12 protein-coding genes and 1 tRNA gene are annotated in these 17,227 nt (G+C 59.1%); 6 read left to right on the top strand and 7 right to left on the bottom strand.

The features are described 5' to 3' along the window. Positions 1-57 precede the first annotated feature (57 nt). From GWK36_RS11265 to soxX, 5 genes are all read right to left on the bottom strand, one after another. Positions 58-142 (bottom strand) — tRNA-Leu (locus tag GWK36_RS11265). Between the two features lie 451 nt (positions 143-593). Further along, on the bottom strand, positions 594-1,268 hold the full coding sequence (locus GWK36_RS11260) for a rhodanese-like domain-containing protein (RefSeq protein WP_166271216.1): 675 nt from the start codon (positions 1,266-1,268) through the stop codon (positions 594-596). A 20-nt stretch (positions 1,269-1,288) separates the two neighbouring features. Next, positions 1,289-1,621, bottom strand: a complete 333-nt coding sequence (locus GWK36_RS11255) for a hypothetical protein (RefSeq protein ID WP_166271215.1) — start codon at positions 1,619-1,621, stop codon at positions 1,289-1,291. An 11-nt stretch (positions 1,622-1,632) separates the two neighbouring features. Further along, positions 1,633-2,463, bottom strand: a complete 831-nt coding sequence (gene soxA, locus GWK36_RS11250; RefSeq protein ID WP_166271214.1) for a sulfur oxidation c-type cytochrome SoxA — start codon at positions 2,461-2,463, stop codon at positions 1,633-1,635. Between the two features lie 17 nt (positions 2,464-2,480). Further along, the gene (soxX, locus tag GWK36_RS11245) at positions 2,481-2,873 is read right to left on the bottom strand and encodes a sulfur oxidation c-type cytochrome SoxX (protein ID WP_246237546.1); all 393 of its coding nucleotides are present in this window, start codon (positions 2,871-2,873) and stop codon (positions 2,481-2,483) included. 157 nt (positions 2,874-3,030) lie between these two features. On the opposite strand from soxX, the gene soxB reads away from it, so the two are divergent. From soxB to GWK36_RS11230, 3 genes are all read left to right on the top strand, one after another. After that, the gene (gene soxB, locus GWK36_RS11240; protein ID WP_166271213.1) at positions 3,031-4,803 is read left to right on the top strand and encodes a thiosulfohydrolase SoxB; all 1,773 of its coding nucleotides are present in this window, start codon (positions 3,031-3,033) and stop codon (positions 4,801-4,803) included. 154 nt (positions 4,804-4,957) lie between these two features. Next, complete coding sequence (locus GWK36_RS11235) at positions 4,958-9,463, top strand: PAS domain S-box protein (protein ID WP_166271212.1); 4,506 nt, start codon at positions 4,958-4,960, stop codon at positions 9,461-9,463. Between the two features lie 2 nt (positions 9,464-9,465). After that, positions 9,466-10,398 (top strand): diguanylate cyclase domain-containing protein, encoded by a 933-nt coding sequence (locus tag GWK36_RS11230; protein ID WP_166271211.1) that lies wholly within the window; start codon positions 9,466-9,468, stop codon positions 10,396-10,398. 91 nt (positions 10,399-10,489) lie between these two features. Here the strand turns inward: GWK36_RS11230 and GWK36_RS11225 are convergent, their stop codons facing one another. Next, positions 10,490-12,211 carry a cation acetate symporter gene (locus GWK36_RS11225; protein WP_210756764.1) on the bottom strand — a complete coding sequence of 574 codons (1,722 nt, stop codon included), beginning with the start codon at positions 12,209-12,211 and terminating at the stop codon, positions 10,490-10,492. A gap of 5 nt (positions 12,212-12,216) precedes the next feature. Then, the gene (locus GWK36_RS11220) at positions 12,217-12,525 is read right to left on the bottom strand and encodes a DUF485 domain-containing protein (RefSeq protein ID WP_166271209.1); all 309 of its coding nucleotides are present in this window, start codon (positions 12,523-12,525) and stop codon (positions 12,217-12,219) included. 277 nt (positions 12,526-12,802) lie between these two features. On the opposite strand from GWK36_RS11220, the gene GWK36_RS11215 reads away from it, so the two are divergent. From GWK36_RS11215 to GWK36_RS11205, 3 genes are read left to right on the top strand one after another with little or no spacing between them, the layout of a single operon-like run. Next, complete coding sequence (locus GWK36_RS11215; protein ID WP_166271208.1) at positions 12,803-13,786, top strand: aldolase catalytic domain-containing protein; 984 nt, start codon at positions 12,803-12,805, stop codon at positions 13,784-13,786. 3 nt (positions 13,787-13,789) lie between these two features. After that, positions 13,790-15,079 carry a citrate synthase gene (locus GWK36_RS11210; protein WP_166271207.1) on the top strand — a complete coding sequence of 430 codons (1,290 nt, stop codon included), beginning with the start codon at positions 13,790-13,792 and terminating at the stop codon, positions 15,077-15,079. Between the two features lie 31 nt (positions 15,080-15,110). Next, positions 15,111-17,162, top strand: coding sequence for an HD domain-containing phosphohydrolase (locus GWK36_RS11205; protein WP_166271206.1), 2,052 nt, complete (start codon positions 15,111-15,113; stop codon positions 17,160-17,162). The last annotated feature ends 65 nt before the right edge of the window (positions 17,163-17,227 follow it).

Genomic DNA, 17,227 nt, shown 5'->3' with positions numbered 1-17,227 from the left:
CATGAGCCAGCCGCCAAACGCCTGGAACCAATACCTGCCCGCGACCGTGGATCGATTTGGTGCGCGGAGAGGGACTCGAACCCTCACGGAGCGATCCACTGGAACCTAAATCCAGCGCGTCTACCAATTCCGCCATCCGCGCAATCAGACGATTCTAACTCAGTTTGGCCGCTAATCGGTATGGGGTGGGGCGGGCACGGGTACTGGGTACCAATCCAGAAGTTCATCGCCAGTGCACAGACAACCGCAGAAGCACCATCCAGCACTCGATGATTGAGATCGAATGATGTCACCTTGCCTCTCCACCCCAAGACCCCTTAGCAGGCCGTTGAAAAACTACTGCGGTGGGCCATCTGCGGCGTTGCGCGGTGTTGGCTTCGGCCGCTGCGCTTAACATCGGCTGCGCCGATGTTAGCCTCCGCCGAAACCTGGTTTTCGCTCCCTCGCCTATCTACTTGATATGTGGTTTCGGCATAACATTCGCTTCGCTCATGTAAGCCTTCACCGAAACATCGCCTACGGCTCGTTTTCTCGGTCGCTGCGCTCCGGGCGCCTTGCATCTGGCTATCCTCGCGACGTTTTTCAACGGCCTGTTAGGGCTGGACGCTGGTCAGCCCGACGCTCAGCCAGTCCTGCATCCCGCCGCGATACCATTTGAGCTTGTGGCGCGGATAGCCGATCCCAAGCAGGGTCTTGATGTTCATTGTCGATTGCGGACACCAGATCCCGTTGCAGAACAACACCAGGGTCTTGGCGCGGCTGAAATCCCACTGGCCAGAGCCATCCCGCTTCACCCCGAATTGATCGCGCAGGATCTGTTCGAAGGCATCGCGTTCCTGGGGGGTCTCGAAGGTCCCGCCGCTGTCGCGGCTCAAGCGGTTCCAGGGGATATTGACCGATCCCGGGATGGTCCCGCGCAGGACCCAATCCGGGGTGCGCGAATCGACCACTAGGATGCTGTCGTCGCCCTCGCTCATCCGCTTGAGATAGTCCAACACCTCAAGCTCGCCGATCGTCTCGACCCCATCGGCAACGATCATCGGTTGGACGCAGAAGGGGGGGCAACCGCGGTCGGTCTTTTGATAAGGTTCGGCTAAAACAGCATAGGGGTTATTGCCGCGGCGGATAGTGACGATCTGGGACTGGTGCTTGACCTGCACGCTATAGAGCGTCGGGGTGATACGATTGGGCTCGCTGGCGTGGACCGAGAGGGTTGCGAGGACGCCAGCCAAGAGGACGGCGCTGGGGGTGAATGCTGGAAGCGACATGCTTTGAAGTCCTCCTTTGCTCAATGATCTTGGGATGACCTAGATAAGACATAGGCAGGGAAATCGGCGTGTTGCTCGCGCAGGGCCTGTTCATAGCCGAGCTCGCCCTGGCGCCTGGCATGATCGGCCAATTCAATCGCTTGTTGTATCTCACCGGTCCGGGCGAGCTCCTTGGCTCGGGCGATCAGCAGGGCGGTGTCCCGCCACTCGCTGCCCACCGAGGCCGCGCGCTGGCGCGCCGCTTCTGCGGCTGCAATCGCCTGTTCGACCTCAGTGTTCTCTTCAGCCCAGGCGCTGTTGTTCGACATAAGCAGGATGATCAATCCGGCCCAAACCCAAGTGCTATGACCCATCTGTTCCTCCCTCATTTGCGTGCACCCGGTCCGTTCAACTCTTGGCCGTTGTTCATATAGGTCAGGAAATATTCCAGATTGCGATATTCCTCGCTCTCTAAAGGGAATGCTTTGGCGCGGACCTGTTCGTTACAGCCGGCAAAACGCCGATGCAGGGTACCGACCTCGCCCCATTCGGAGCGGTAGACCGGCCAATGGGTGGTATGACCCAGGGCGGGGCTGAGGGTTTCGGTGCGCAGTTTGGAACCCGAGTTGGCAAAATGACAATGAGCGCAGGAGAAGTTCAGCTGACCGCGGCGCGCAAAATAAAACCGCTTGCCCTTGTGATAGGCCTCGAGCGCCCTTGGGTCGTCCTCTGGGATCTCGACCTGGGTGATCTGACCGCGCGACCGATAGGCGATATAGGCGAGCAGATCGACGAGCGGCCCCTTGTTGTAAGGGAGCGGCGCCTCGCCGTTGGCCGTGCGACAGTCGTTGATAGCGAGCGACAGGGTGACCACCGTCCCCCGGGCGCGGTCCCAGCGCGGATAACGGTTGGCGATCGCCGGACCATCCGGAAAGCAATCGGCATAGGTCCGCCCGTTGGCAAAGGGTTTTTTCCACAGCTCTTCACCGCGCGCGATTGCCTGTTCATAGGGCGGGAATTCCTCGATCGCCTCCCAGTTGGCGCGCATCACCGGATCGATCGCATAGACGCCGTTTTTGAATTCATTCTCGGGAACGCTGGGAAAGCGGCGTTTGAAATAGGACTGAAAGGCCGTCTGTTCCTCGGCAGGCGTCGCGGCTAGGGCTACGGGGGCGATCAGACTTAGGATCAAAGCGAAAAGGATCACGCGGGGCATATCTCGATCTCGACGGTTTAGAGCGTCCAGACAAAACTCACCACGTCAGCAAACTCCTTGGGCAACAGGATCTCGTGTCTGCCGAAAGGAGGCATTACGGCATCTGGGTTACGGACCATAGGGTCCCAGATTTGTTTGGCCAGCTCGCGTTTGGAAGGAAAACGGGTCTGGATCGCCGTCAGAACCGGACCGATTGATCCTGGGCTGGGCACGCCGGTGATGACGTGACAGGAGACACAATTGCCCTTGGAACGATCGAATGCGATCTGGCGCCCTGCCTCAGGATCGCCGTCGAGATTGATATCCTCAGGAAGATCGGCCCCTGCCAGGGGTGCGGCCAGGGGCATGAGACAGACTAGGAGACAGGCCAAGCAGCTGATCGGGGCCAATCGGTCGGAAAGGGGCGACATCTATACTCCTCCCTTTGCTTGTAGGGTTAGGGCCTTATTTTAATGTATGGGCCAATACAAACGATTTAAGCAGTTTGTACCTGTATCTTTGTGGGGCTGCCCGCTCGATTTCAAGCGCCCGCACCCTCGATCTATTGGCACAGGAGTATCCTTTGCAATGTGGATCTCAAGACGCGACTTCATCCGCCTGTTGGGGATCGCCGGTACAGCAGGGCTTTGGCCTGCCCTTGGGCGTGCGGATGCCGACCCCTATGACCTGCCGCTCTTCGGTCAGCTGCGGCTGTTACACATCACAGATACCCATGCCCAGTTACAGCCGGTCTATTATCGTGAGCCCAATGTCAATCTCGGGATCGGCTCGGCCTGGGGTCGGCCACCGCATCGTGTCGGCCAGGCCTTGCTCGATCATTTTGGGATCGCTCCCGGTAGCCGACAGGCCCATGCCTTCACCCATCTCGACTTTGCCGCTGCCGCCGAACGTTTCGGCGCGGTCGGCGGCTTTGCACATTTGAAGACCCTGATCGACCGGCTACGCGCTCAGGCGGGTGAGGGCAGGAGTCTGTTGCTTGACGGTGGCGACACCTGGCAGGGCTCGGGTACTGCCTATTGGACCCAGGGTCAGGATATGATCGGTGCCTGTAATCTGCTCGGGGTCGAGGTCATGACCGGGCACTGGGAATTCACCTATGGCGATGCGCGGGTCATCGATAACCTGGCGGGCTTCAAGGGCGATTTCGTCGCCCAAAACGTCCAGGTGCGCGAAGAGGCATTGTTTGACTATCGCTTCGCCGAATTTCCTGGCTTCGATCCTGACATAGGGCTTGCCTTCAAACCCTATGTCATCCGCGAGCTCAAGGACGCCAAGATCGCCATCATCGGCCAGGCATTCCCCTATACCCCGATCGCCAATCCCGCCCGTTTTATCCCCGACTGGACCTTTGGCATCCAAGAGGAACGGCTGCAAAGGCTCATCGATCGCATCCGTGAGCGGGAGCAGCCCCAGGCAGTGATCCTGCTCTCGCATAACGGTATGGATGTGGATCTGAAGCTTGCCGCGCGCGTGCGCGGAATCGATGTGATCCTCGGCGGGCACACCCACGATGGGGTGCCAGCGCCGATCTTAGTCAAGAATCCGGCTGGGATCACCTTGGTCACCAATGCCGGATCGAACGGCAAGTTCCTGGGAGTCCTCGATCTTAAGATCCAGGACGGGCGGATCAGCGACTATCGCTATCGATTGCTTCCGGTTTTTGCTAGTCTGCTGGCGCCGGACGCGGCGATGCTTGCTTATATCCAGCAGGTCCGCGCCCCCTATGCCGCGCGGCTTGCCGAGCCCTTGGCGGTAAACGAAGCCTTGCTCTATCGGCGTGGCAATTTCAGCGGCACCTTCGATCAGCTCATTTGCGACGCCCTAAGGCGCGAGCATGACGCTCAGATCGCCTTCTCGCCAGGATTCCGCTGGGGGACAACCCTCCTTCCTGGTCAGACGATCACCATGGAGCAGGTGCTGAACCAAACCTGTATCACTTACCCCGAAACCTATCGCCGCACCTTCAAGGGTGCCGAGATCAAGGCGATCCTTGAGGACATCGCAGACAATCTGTTCAATCCAGACCCCTATGTCCAACAGGGGGGAGACATGGTGCGTACGGGTGGACTCAACTATATCTGTGACCCTACGGCCCCGATGGGCGAGCGCATCCAGGATCTACGCCTGGCTGATGGTACGCTGCTTGATCCGAATAAGGGCTATGTGGCTACAGGCTGGGCAGTAGTGGGCGAACAGGCCGCCGGCGAGCCGGTCTGGGAGACGGTTGCGGCCTATCTGCGCGACCTCAAGACGGTGCGGATCGAGCGAATGGAGACCCCGCGTTTGAAAAATGTCCAGGACAATCCAGGGATCGTCGATTATTCTGGTCAATTACTCTAAGGCATTGGCAAGATCCTCAAAGGTTCGGCGTAGTGTCTCTTCGGGTAGCCAATGCCCTCTCTCCCTCGCTTATAAAGCTTAAAGCCGGCCTTTCTCTATGTGTACCGAGCGACTCCAAGTCGATACCCAGGGATCCAGTCACGGCGGTGAGGTGATGGATAAACAAGACGCTTCTCGATTCTTCGGGTGCGCTGAACCCCTATTCAGCGCTGGGCCGGTGATGCTCTGCGTCTGTTCCGGGGAGTTCGGCTGGCCGATCCTGTATATTTCGCCCAATGTCGAACAAATCCTGGGTTATCCCCCGTCGCAGCTCTTATCGCCTCCGCGCCTCTTTGCCGAACTGATTTATGCAGAGGATCTCGGCTTGTTTCAGGAGACAATCGCTGAGAGCCTGGTTCACCACCGTCCTTTCATCGAGCTTAGCCTGCGGTTACAGGTGCAGTCGGGCGGCTATCGCTGGTGTTATCAATACGCCTATTTGAAGTGCGATGCTCAGGGTCGGCTACAGATACTGTGCGGACATCTATTGGATAAACATCGCGAGATCGAGACCCTTCAGCGTTTAGAGCAGGAGGAACATAAATTTCGGACTCTCTTTGATTTTTATCCAGATGCCACCTTGCTGATCGACCCGAGTGACTATTCCACTTTAGAGTTTAACCGCATCGCCTATGAGCAGCTAGGCTACACAGCGGAAGAGTTTAAGAAACTGCGCATCCCTGACTATGAGGCCAGAGAAACGCCACAGGATGTTGCGGCCCATATTCGCAATATCATTATTCATGGTTGTGACACGTTTGAAACCCAGCATCGATGCAAAGACGGGCAGATCTTAGACATCCATGTCGCGGTTTCGCGGGTGGTTTTTGATAAACGTCCCTTACTGCTTGCCGTTTTTCGCAATATCACCCGCCGCAAGGAGGCTGAACGCCAATTGCGCCAAAGCGAGGAGCGATTGAAGCTTGCCACCGACGCAGCGCATCTCGGGATTTTGGACTATGACCTCCAATATGACTGGCTGTTTTGGGATGAGCGGATGTATGCGCTCTATGGCTGCATACCTGAGACCTTTGGACATCGGCTTAAAGACTGGCTAGCGTTGCTGGTCCCTGAATCCATCCCCGCAGTTGAGGCGGGCCTCGCAGCGCTCATCGCCTCCGACCAGTCGTTCGACATCGATTTTCAGATCCGCCGCACCGATACCGGCGAGGTCCGCACTTTGCGTGCCTTGGCCCGCGTCATCCGGGATGAACTGGGTCAGGCGCTGCGAATCGTCGGGATCAACGAGGATATCACCGAGCGTATCCTCGCTAGCCGTCGGCTTCAGAGCGAGGAGGCCAAGTTTCGCGGGCTTTTTGAACTTTCACCGGTCGGGATCGCGATGAACGATTTTCAAACAGGGCGCTTTTTAGAGTTCAATCGCGCTGCCAATGAGCCTACAGGTTATACGTCCGAGGAGTTTAGCCAACTGACCTTTTGGGATCTCACCCCCAAGGAATATCTACCCCAGGAGCTTGCAGCCCTCGAGTCACTCGCGAAGAACGGTTATTATGGCCCTTATCAAAAGGAATATATCCGCAAGGACGGCAGTCGGTATCCGGTTTTATTGAACGGATTTAAAGTAACCACCCCCGAAGGCCGCGAGGTCATCTGGTCGATCATTCAGGATATCTCGACCTTAGAAGAGGCCCAGCGCGAGATCCGCGACCGCGAACAGCGCCTGCAACAGCTTGCCGAACAGAGCCGGACGGTCACTTGGGAGGTCAATGCCGAGGGGCTATTTACCTATGTCAGCCCGGTCTCCGAGTTGGTGTGGGGTTATAGGTCCGATGAGCTGGTTGGTCAGAAATATGCCTACGACCTACACCCAGAGGAGGGGCGCGAGGCGTTTAAAGAAGAGATTCTCGCCGTCGCGGCCCAGGGCGGCACCTTCCAGAACTTCATCAATCCGGTCCAGCGTAAGGATGGTCAGATCATCTGGGTCTCGACCACGTGTCTGCCGGTGCTCGATGAACAGGGGCGGCTGCTCGGTTATCGCGGCAGCGATATCGATATCACCGAGGCTAAACTCGCCCAGGATGCGTTGGAGGCCGAACGCGAGCGTTTCCGCGGGATCTTTGAGAAGTCAGGCAGCGGTGTCGCGGTCTTTCGTCCGACCAAGGATGGTCAGGATTTTATCTTTGTCGATTATAACCCTGCTGGCGAGCGGATGGACCAGACCCCGCGCGCGGCGGTAATCGGGCGGCGGGTCACCGAATGCTTTCCAGCAGTGGCTGAGATGGGGCTGTTGGAGGTCATGCGCCGAGTCAATCAGACCGGTCAGACCGAATTTCTGCCATCGGCCTATTATCAAGACGATCGCTTACAGGCTTGGCGTGAGAATACGGTCTTTAAGCTTTCTTCGGGTGAAATCGTCGCGGTCTATAACGATCTCACCGAGATCAAACTCGCCCAAGAAGCGGCCGAGCGCGCAAGCCAAGCCAAAAGCCAGTTCCTCGCCAATATGAGCCATGAGATCCGCACCCCGATGAATGCGGTGATCGGCCTTAGCGAATTATTACTGGATACGCCGCTCGATGAGCGCCAGCGTGACTATGTGACCAAGATCCGCAATTCGTCGCGGATGCTCCTGGGGATCATCAATGACATCCTGGATTATTCCAAGATTGAAGCGGGCAAGCTTGAATTGGAGATGCGCCGCTTTTCATTCGATGAGCTCCTCGATCAATTGCGTGCGCTTTTTGCCAATGCCGCGGATACCAAGGGATTGGATTTACTCTTCGATCTGGATGTACCGCCCTACACGATGGTCGAGGGGGATATGCTGCGCCTGGGCCAGGTGCTGACCAATCTCTTGAGCAATGCCATCAAGTTTACCGAACAGGGGCATGTGGTGTTGGCCATCAACCAGATTGCTGAGGACAACGGCCTCATGCGGGTGCGTTTTGCGGTGCGCGACACTGGCGTCGGGATCGATCCGCAGCAGCAAGAGCGACTCTTTCAGCCCTTTTCTCAGGCCGATACCTCGACGACCCGCCGCTATGGTGGAACGGGTTTGGGGCTGGCGATCAGCCGCCGCCTGGTGGACAAGATGGGCGGGGTCTTGAAACTGGAGTCGACCCCGGGGGTAGGGAGTTGCTTTTATTTTGACCTGGATCTGGCGCTTGTCCCCGAGGAGAGGGGTGAATCGCTCAACCCCCTTCTGCCAGGAACCCGCATCCTGGTGGTCGATGACCATGCCGCATCGCGTGCCATCCTGCGCGCTTTGCTTGAGGGCTTCCAGTGTGAGGTGGTAGAGACCGAGGACGGCCCTGCGGCGATCGCCGCGGTCAAGTCCGCCGAGGCCGAGGAACGACCCTTTGAGTTTATCTTGATGGATTGGAAACTTCCCGGCGAGCTTGATGGGATCCAGACCCTCAAGGCCATCCAGGAGCTACGTGCCCAGGGCGTTATCAGACACCCTGATGTCCCTGCCTTGATCGTCAGCGCCTATCGCCGGCAGGATGTCGCCGATCATGAGGACCTTCATGGCGCCTTTTTAAATAAACCCGTGACGGCGACCGTCTTGCTCGAGGCGATGCAGGAAGCGCGCAGGAAACACCTCGGGGAGGCGCCGCCCATCGCGCCATCCACCCGAGCTGTCCCCGATTTCAAGCATCAGACGGTCCTCCTGGTTGAGGACAATCTGCTCAATCAACAGGTCGCCACCGAGATGCTCAAAAAGGTAGGGCTGCGCGTCCTGATCGCCCACAATGGGCAGGAGGCGCTCGAGCGGGTCGAGGAAGGCCAGGTCGATCTGGTGCTGATGGACCTCCAGATGCCGGTCATGGATGGCTTTGAGGCCACGCGCAAATTACGCAAGCGTTATCCCCAGCTTCCGATCATCGCGCTCTCGGCGGCGGTGATAGAGACCGACCGTGCTCAGGCCGAAGCGGCCGGCGCCAATAGACACCTCCCCAAACCGATCGACAGCCAGGACCTCTATGCTGCCTTGGCCCAGTGGCTGCCGGTCAAGGGCTACCGCTGGCAAGAGGTGTCCTCCAGCAAGGCGCAACGTTTGGACCTGCAACACTTGACCGCCTTTGACATTAGCAGGGGCCTTAAGTCGTTCGACGGTGATGCGGCCCTCTACCGGCGGGCGTTGCGCATGTTTTATGATCGGCTGCTGGCCGAGTTTGCGCCCCTCGCGGATCCCAAGGTGGCCTTATCCACCGCGACCCAGCAGCATCTCTTGCATACCCTCAAGGGGATCGCGGGGACGCTGGGCGCCCTGAGGCTTAGCGAGGCGGCGGCGCTTGCCGAGTCCAGTCTGCGTCAGGGCCAGCCCATCCCCGAGGCCGAGCGCGAGACCTTGACCGTTGCCTGGCGGGAGGTTGTGGACCAGCTTGCCGCTTTGACGCGTCTCGATCCTGCAGTGGCTACCGAAACAGCGGATACCGCCGAGAGCATCGCTCCCGCACTGGCCGAATTGTTAGGATATCTCCATTCTGGCGAGCTGATCGCGGACGAGGCGCTGTTGCAACGGGTGACCGATTTTCTAGCCGCCCACTTCGATCAGGGTACCGCCTTCGAATTGCGGCGGCTGATCGAGTTGTTCGACCATGATCGCGCCGCCGCCTATCTGCAATCGCTTGCTGAACAGATCGGAGTCAGACTTTAACCGTGTCCGACAAGATCGCCACCGTTCTGATTGTGGATGATCAACCGGCCAATATCCATGCCCTGGCGTCCCTGCTAAAAAAGGACTATCGCATCCTGACGGCAATCCATGCCGAGAAGGCCTGGGAGATTGTCAGGCGCAGCACGGTGCCGGACCTGATCCTGCTTGATATCCTGATGCCGGGGATGGACGGCTATGAGCTGTGCCGGCGGCTTAAGAACCACGAAGCAACCAAGACCATCCCGATTATCTTCGTCACCGCTCTGGGCGAAGAGCGCGATGAGGCCTATGGGCTAGACCTCGGCGCGGTTGATTATATCACCAAGCCCTTTAGCCCGGCGATCGTACGCGCGCGGGTGCGCAATCACATCAGCCTCAAGCTCAAGACCGATATGCTTGAACAGGTCGCCCTGCAAGACGGCCTAACCCAGATCCCTAACCGCCGTTGTTTCGATCAGCGACTCAGGAAGGAATGGGCGCGCTTGACCCGTAACGGCCAGCCATTGGCGTTGCTCATGATCGACATCGATCATTTCAAGGCCTACAACGATCATTATGGGCACGGGGCGGGGGATGAATGTCTGCAGCGAGTCGCCCATGCCATCCATCAGGTGCCCAAACGCCCGATTGACCTGGTCGCCCGCTACGGCGGCGAGGAGTTCGCGGCGCTTTTGCCTGAGACTGACGAAGAGGGTGCCTCACACCTGGCCGGTCAGATGCTCAGCGCAGTGCAGGCACTGGGGATCAGGCATGCCTATTCCGAGGTCGCCCCCCAGGTTACCATCAGCATCGGCTTGGCAGTGCATTCAACCGCCTATCCCAAGGGCAGCGCCGAGGAGTTGAAGAATGCCGCCGACCAGTCCTTGTATCAGGCCAAGGCCAGAGGCCGCAATCGCCTCGTTTGCGAGGAAGAGGCGGACTGCGCCGGCGGGTGATCCCGGCCTGTCCCGGCGCAGCGGGCGGCTGGGGCAGACCGCAGGAGCAAGGCACTGCCAGCCGGTGTATCGGCTGGCAGTGGGTGTGGCCTCAGTGGCTGATGGCCGCCTCGATCCCGATCCCGGTCTCGCAGCGCACGCGCTGGGCCTCAAAGGCCTGCCGTTCGCTCTGGGCGCGCTGCGAGCGATCCAACCAAGATACGACCCAGATCGTGACGAAGGCCAGAGGCATGGAGACGATCGCCGGATTATTGAGGGCGATCAGGCCGACGGGTTTGCCATCCGGTCCGACATGCCCCAGCACATCGCCCCAGACTGCCTTGGACAGCACGGTGAGGACCACTGCGCTGATCAGGCCCACAGTCCCACCGGCCAGGGCGCCAGCAGTGGTCATCCGTCCCCAGAAGATTGCGCTTACCAAGACCGGGAAATTGGCACTGGCAGCGACCGCAAAGGCCAGGCCCACCATAAAGGCTACGTTTTGGCTCTCGAAGGCGATCCCCAGACCGATGGCTAAGAGCCCCAAGGCGAAGGTTGCGATCTTGGAAACACCGATCTCGGTCGATTCATTACTATAACCGCGGGCGATGACGCTGGCATAAAGGTCATGCGAGATCGCCGAGGCGCCGGCCAGGGTCAGCCCAGCGACCACGGCGAGGATGGTGGCAAAGGCCACCGCCGAGATAAAGCCCAAAAACAGATTGCCGCCGACCGCCTCGGCCAGGCGGATCGCAACCATATTGGTCCCACCCGACAATCCCTTGACCAGCTGATCCTTGATGACCGTCCCATCGGGTCCGATCGCCTCAGGCTTGAAGAACTCGGGGTGCTGGGCGAGCAACACGATGGCGGCAAAGCCGATAATGAAAGTCAGGATATAGAAATAGCCGATAAAGCCGGTGGCATAGAAGACGGATTTGCGCGCCTCCTTGGCGTCTGGGACGGTGAAGAAACGCATCAGGATATGGGGGAGGCCCGCAGTCCCAAACATCAATGCCAGACCCAGCGAGATGGCGTTATAAGGATCGGTGACGAGCGAGCCGGGCGCGGTGATGGCTGCGCCCTTCGGGTGGATGGTGACCGCCTGCCTAAACATCTCTTCAGGTGAGAAACCGAAGGCGGCAAGGGCGGCAAAGGCCATGAAGGTCGCGCCCGATAACAATAAGATGGCCTTGATGATCTGTACCCAGGTGGTTGCGGTCATGCCGCCGAAGATGACATAGATCATCATCAATACCCCGACGATGACTACGGCCAGCCAATAATCGAGGCCAAATAGGAGTTCAATCAGCTTGCCGGCGCCAACCATCTGGGCGATCAGATAAAAGGCCACGACCACCAGCGATGAAATTGCCGCCATGCTGCGGATAGGGGTCTGGGCAAAGCGATAAGCGCTGACATCGGCGAATGTAAACTTGCCGAGGTTGCGGATCTGTTCGGCGATCAGGAACATGATGATTGGCCAGCCAACGAGAAAGCCGATCGAATAGATCAGACCGTCATATCCCGAGGCGAAGACCAGCCCCGAGATCCCCAGGAAGGAGGCGGCCGACATGAAATCGCCAGCGATCGCCAAGCCATTTTGCAGGCCGGTGATCCCACCGCCGGCAGTATAAAAATCGCGCACCGAGCGGGTATGCTTGGCCGCCCAATAGGTGATACCCAGGGTCGCGGCAACGAAGAGTAAGAACATCGCGATCGCCGTCCAGTTGACCGCCTGGCGCTCGACCGCACCGCCGATAGCAGGTCCGGCCCAGGCAATCTCAGAGGCAGCCAGAATCACGCTCAGGAGTAAGAGGGGATATCGTCTCATTATCATTATTGGATATCCTCCTGGATGGCCCGGGTCAGGGCATCGAAGCGGCTATTAGCCTTGGCGACATAGATCCCGGTCAAGATAAAGGCGCTGACGATGACGGTGATCCCCAGGGGGATACCGATGGTCGTTGAGGCGCCCTGGGCGATGGGTGTGCCAAGCAAGGCAGGGGCGAAGGCGATGGTCAGGATGAATCCGTAATAGATCGCCAACATTAGAAATGTGAGATTCCAGGCGAAACACCGGCGCGAGCATACGAGCTCCTGATAACGCGGGTGCGCCTTGATGGCGTCGACCAAGTCTTGTTGCATGGGCCTTCTCTGAAAACTCAAAAGGGTTGGGTAGCGACACCGCCGGGGGTGTCGGAGGTGCCGCCTATCGCGCGGTCGAGGGATGACGAGGGGCGCAGCAGGCGAGCGCTGGATTCTGTGATTGCCTAACACAATGAGTCAACAGAAAAAGTATTAAATCATTCAATTTTGATGATTAATTGGATCGGTGCAGGGGTGGAGATTTGCTCATCATCTGGCTTTGGGTTGAAAATCTTCGATCGACACGCGAATGTTCGCCCTGTGGAGACCCGATTTCATGTCCGATAAAGCCCCCTGGATCACCTGCCGCCCTGAACTCAAGGTGCTCGATTGCACCGTGCGCGATGGTGGATTGGTGAACGATCACCAGTTCAGCGACGAGTTTGTGCGCGCCCTCTATCATGCCTGCGTCGAGGCGGGGATCGATTACATGGAGATCGGTTATAAAAACTCGCCGCGGCTCTTTCCCCCAGAGCGTTTCGGGCCTTGGCGCCATTGTCATGAGGATGACCTATGGCGGGTGGTGGGCGATCACGATCCAGAGCGGACCGGTCTCAAACTGGCGGCGATGGCCGATGCCGGCAAGAGCGATTGGCAGACCCAGATCGTACCTGCAGATCAAAGCCCGCTGTCGATGATCCGAGTAGCCTTCTATGCGCATCAGGTCTCGGAGGCGGTAGAGATGATCCACCACGCCCACGAGCTGGGCTATGAGACCACGGCCAACCTGATGGCGGTCTCAATCCTGACCGAGGAAGAGATCGACACCGTGCTCGAATCCATCGCCCCGACTCCGGCGAGCACCATGGTGATCGTCGATAGCTTCGGTCATCTGTACCGCGAACAGATCGACCGCCTCTATAAGCAATATACCCGGGCCTTGCGCGACAGCGGCAAGGAGATCGGCATCCATGCCCATAACAACCAGCAACTGGCCTTCGCCAATACCATCGAGGCGATCATCCTCGGCTGTAACCGCGTCGATGCCACCCTCTATGGCTTCGGGCGAGGGGCGGGGAACTGTCATACCGAGCTGTTATTGGGCTTTTTGCGCAATCCCAAGTTCAAGCTGCGCCCGCTGATCGAGGCGATCCAGCATCACCTGCTGCCGCTGCGCCAGCGGCTCGATTGGGGACCGTCGATCCCCTATAACCTGACTGGACAGCTCAATCAGCACCCCAGAAGTGCGATCGAATGGCGCGAGGGGGCGACGCCGGACGACTTTCTGGGTTTTTATGATCAGCTGCTGGCGGAGATCTAAACCATGACCGCTGATGCGATCCTGATCCTGGACGGCCAGGAATATCGCCTTCCGGTCCGCATTGGCACCGAGGGCGAGCGGGCGATCGATATCAGGGACCTGCGCGCCCGCACCGGTTATATCGCCCTCGATCCTGGTTATGCCAATACCGGAAGCTGCGAGAGCGCCATCACCTTCATCGACGGCGATCGTGGGATCCTGCGTTATCGTGGCATCCCGATCGAGCAGTTCGAGCAGGCGCCGAACTTCGTCGAGGTAGCCTGGCTTTTGATCTTCGGCCGTCTGCCCAGTGCCGAGGAATATCGCGCCTTTTCCGAGCAGCTCACCGCATCGGCCAACCTCGATGAGAGCATGAAGCACCATTTCGAGGGCTTCCCGCGCTCGGCCCCACCGATGGCCATCCTCTCGGCCATGATCAATGCGCTCTCCTGCTTTCATCCCGAGTATTTCGAGCTCGATGACCGCGCCCACTTCCAGGCCGCAGCAGCGGGGTTGATCAGCAAGATCCGCACCATCGCCGCCTATGCCTATCGCCACTCGGTCGGCCAGCCCTATATCTATCCCAACCCCAGGCTGCCCTATGTACCGAACTTTCTGCACATGCTCTTCTCGCAGCCCTATGCCGAATATGTCTGCGACCCCCTGGTGCGCGATGCCCTCAATCTCATCTTGATCCTGCACGCCGACCACGAACAGAACTGCTCGACCTCGACGGTGCGGATGGTCGGCTCAAGCCAGGCCAATCTATTCGCCTCCTGCGCCGCTGGGGTCTGCGCCCTCTGGGGACCGTTACACGGTGGGGCCAATGTGGCTGTGATCGAGATGCTCGAACAGATCCATCGCGGTCAGCTCAGCGTCGAGGACTATGTGCGCCTAGCCAAAGACAAAAACACCAAGATGCGTCTGATGGGGTTTGGACACCGCATCTATAAAAACCTCGACCCACGCGCCAAGATCCTGGGCAGGGTCGCCGAGCAACTCCTGCCCAAGCTCGGGGTCAAGGACCCCTTGCTCGACATCGCGCGGCGGCTCGAAGAGATCGCGCGCAACGATCCCTATTTCATCGAGCGCAAGCTCTATCCGAACGTCGATTTTTATAGCGGCATCCTGCTGCGCGCGATCGGCATCCCGACCAATATGTTCACAGTGATCTTTGCCATTGGGCGGCTGCCGGGTTGGATCGCGCATTGGTGGGAGCAGGCACAGACCGAGGGCATGCGCATCGCCCGCCCCCGTCAGCTCTATATCGGTCTGACCCCGTCCGACTATGCGCCCCATGAATCGAGGGTTTGAATAGATCCGCATGGCACATCCGAGCGCCAGTATGAACATCCCCATCCGGTTGGCCCTCGTCGCGCTTGTGCTGAGCCTGATGTTGGCGATTTATGGCATCATCCGTTTTGCTGATGCCGAGCGGGCGCGCGACCTTCAGAGTTTACAGATCCAGCTCAATCTGGCAGCGGAGGGGCGGGCTGAGGCCATCGGGCGCTGGATCGAGGGTCAATATGCTGCCCTCGAGGGGTTGGCGCGTGATCAAAGCTTGCTGACGCAGTTACGCAGGCTTAGAGAGGCGCCAGATAAACAGATAGAACAAGGATTGAACGATCTGCTCGAAGATGCGGCCAGAGCCATCGAGGGCGCAGGCGACTGGCTGTCCGACCCGCCTCCAACCTTAGGCCGCCGACCGGTGGGTGACTGGTTCATCCTTGATCCAGAGGATCGCCCAATCGCTGCGGTCAATGGTACGAGCGTTCTGACCCCTGAGCTGATCGCCTGGCTGGGTGGCACACCCCTATCCGAACGGGGGATGCTCGATCTCCATCTGGGCGCCGCTGGACGTCTGCTGCTTGGCTGGCTGGTCCCCATCCGCGATCCGGAAAACGCCGAGGAGGTTATCGGGCGTCTGCTGGCCCTGCACCCACTTGATGCTGGGCTTTTCGATCTGCTCAAGACGCCTGGTCTCACAGCGCGGACCGCCGAGTCCTATTTGATCCGCCGCCGCGGTCACCTGATCGAATATCTCTCCCCGCTCCTCGATGGCAGCGAGCCCTTAAGCAAGCGCCTGGCGATCAATACCGAGGGGCTCATTGATGCGGCTGCGCTCGAACGGCCTGGGCAGTTCCATCAGGGATATAACTATGCCCTGCGCGAGTCCTATGCCATAAGCCGCCCTATACCCGCGACCGATTGGGTCCTGGTCCAACGCATCGGAGCTGCCGAGGCGCTTGCCGCCAGTGATGCCTGGCGCATGACACTCATCAGCGGCTTGACCTTGATCGCGGTCTTAATCGGTTCGGCCTTGGTGCTGGTGTGGTTTTATGCGAGCTCGCGTAAGGTCGAGGCGCTGGCCGAGTCCTATCGCCAGGCGGCTGAGCGTTTCGAGCGGCTGTCGGGTTTCCTGGATATCCTGGCCGACAGCCAGCCCCATCCCATCCTTGTGGTCGATGCCAGCGGTCATCTGACCTATGCCAATCGCCGGCTTGCTGAGCTCACAGGCCTGGCAGTGGATGAAATCAGGGGGCGATCGCTGACGGCAGTCTTCGGTCAGGAGACCGGCGCCCATCTGAGCCTGGCGGCTCAGCGCGTGCGCGAGACCCAAAGCCCCCAGGTCGAGACCGCAGCGCTACGCGATCCAGAGGGTCAGGAACGGGTCTGGCGGGTACATTATCAGCCGTTTATCACCTCAATCGTCGGGTCTTCCCCAGGGGTATTGATCACCATTGAAGACCTGACCGAGCTGATGCGTGAGCGCGCCCGGCGCGAGCGCAATACCCAGCGGTTGATCGACACCCTGGTTGCCTTGGTCGATGAGCGTGATCCTGATGCTGCGCATCAGTCGCGTTATGTCGTCGAGGTGGCGCGCGCCATTGCCGATGAACTGGGATTTGATGCCATCCAGCGCACTACGGTTGAGCAGGCGGCACGTCTCGTCAATCTCGGCAAGATCCGCATCCCACGCGCCATCCTGATGAAAGAGAAACAGTTGACGGAGCAGGAATTGAGCCGGGTGCGTGAGGCCCTGGATTCAGGTCCCCAGATCCTGTGCGGGATCGAGTTCGACGGGCCAGTGATCGAGACCCTGGAGCAGGTCAATGAATGGGCCGATGGCAGTGGCAGACCCAAGGGGCTCAAGGGCGAGCAGATCCTGCCCAGCGCCCAGGTAGTGGCCCTGGCCAATGACTTCGTGGCCCTGATCAGCCCGCGGGCATTCCGTGAGGCCAAGGGCCTCGATGAGGCAGTATCGCTCCTGATGCAAGAGATCGGGCGGCGCTTCGAGCGGCGCTATGTCTTGGCCCTGCTCAATCAGCTCGATAATCGCGGCGGGCGCGAACGCTGGGCCGAGATAAGCCAGAGACGGGCAATCGAGGTTGGGTGATCGATAATTGAGCGCTGGACCCTAAATGGGTCTGGATAGGACACGGGCCTTAGAACGGGCCTTAG

This window comes from Caldichromatium japonicum (assembly GCF_011290485.1).
GTDB lineage: Bacteria > Pseudomonadota > Gammaproteobacteria > Chromatiales > Chromatiaceae > Thermochromatium > Thermochromatium japonicum.
The sequence above is the reverse complement of the archived record's forward strand: the minus strand, read 5'-3'. Positions and strand labels throughout refer to the sequence as shown.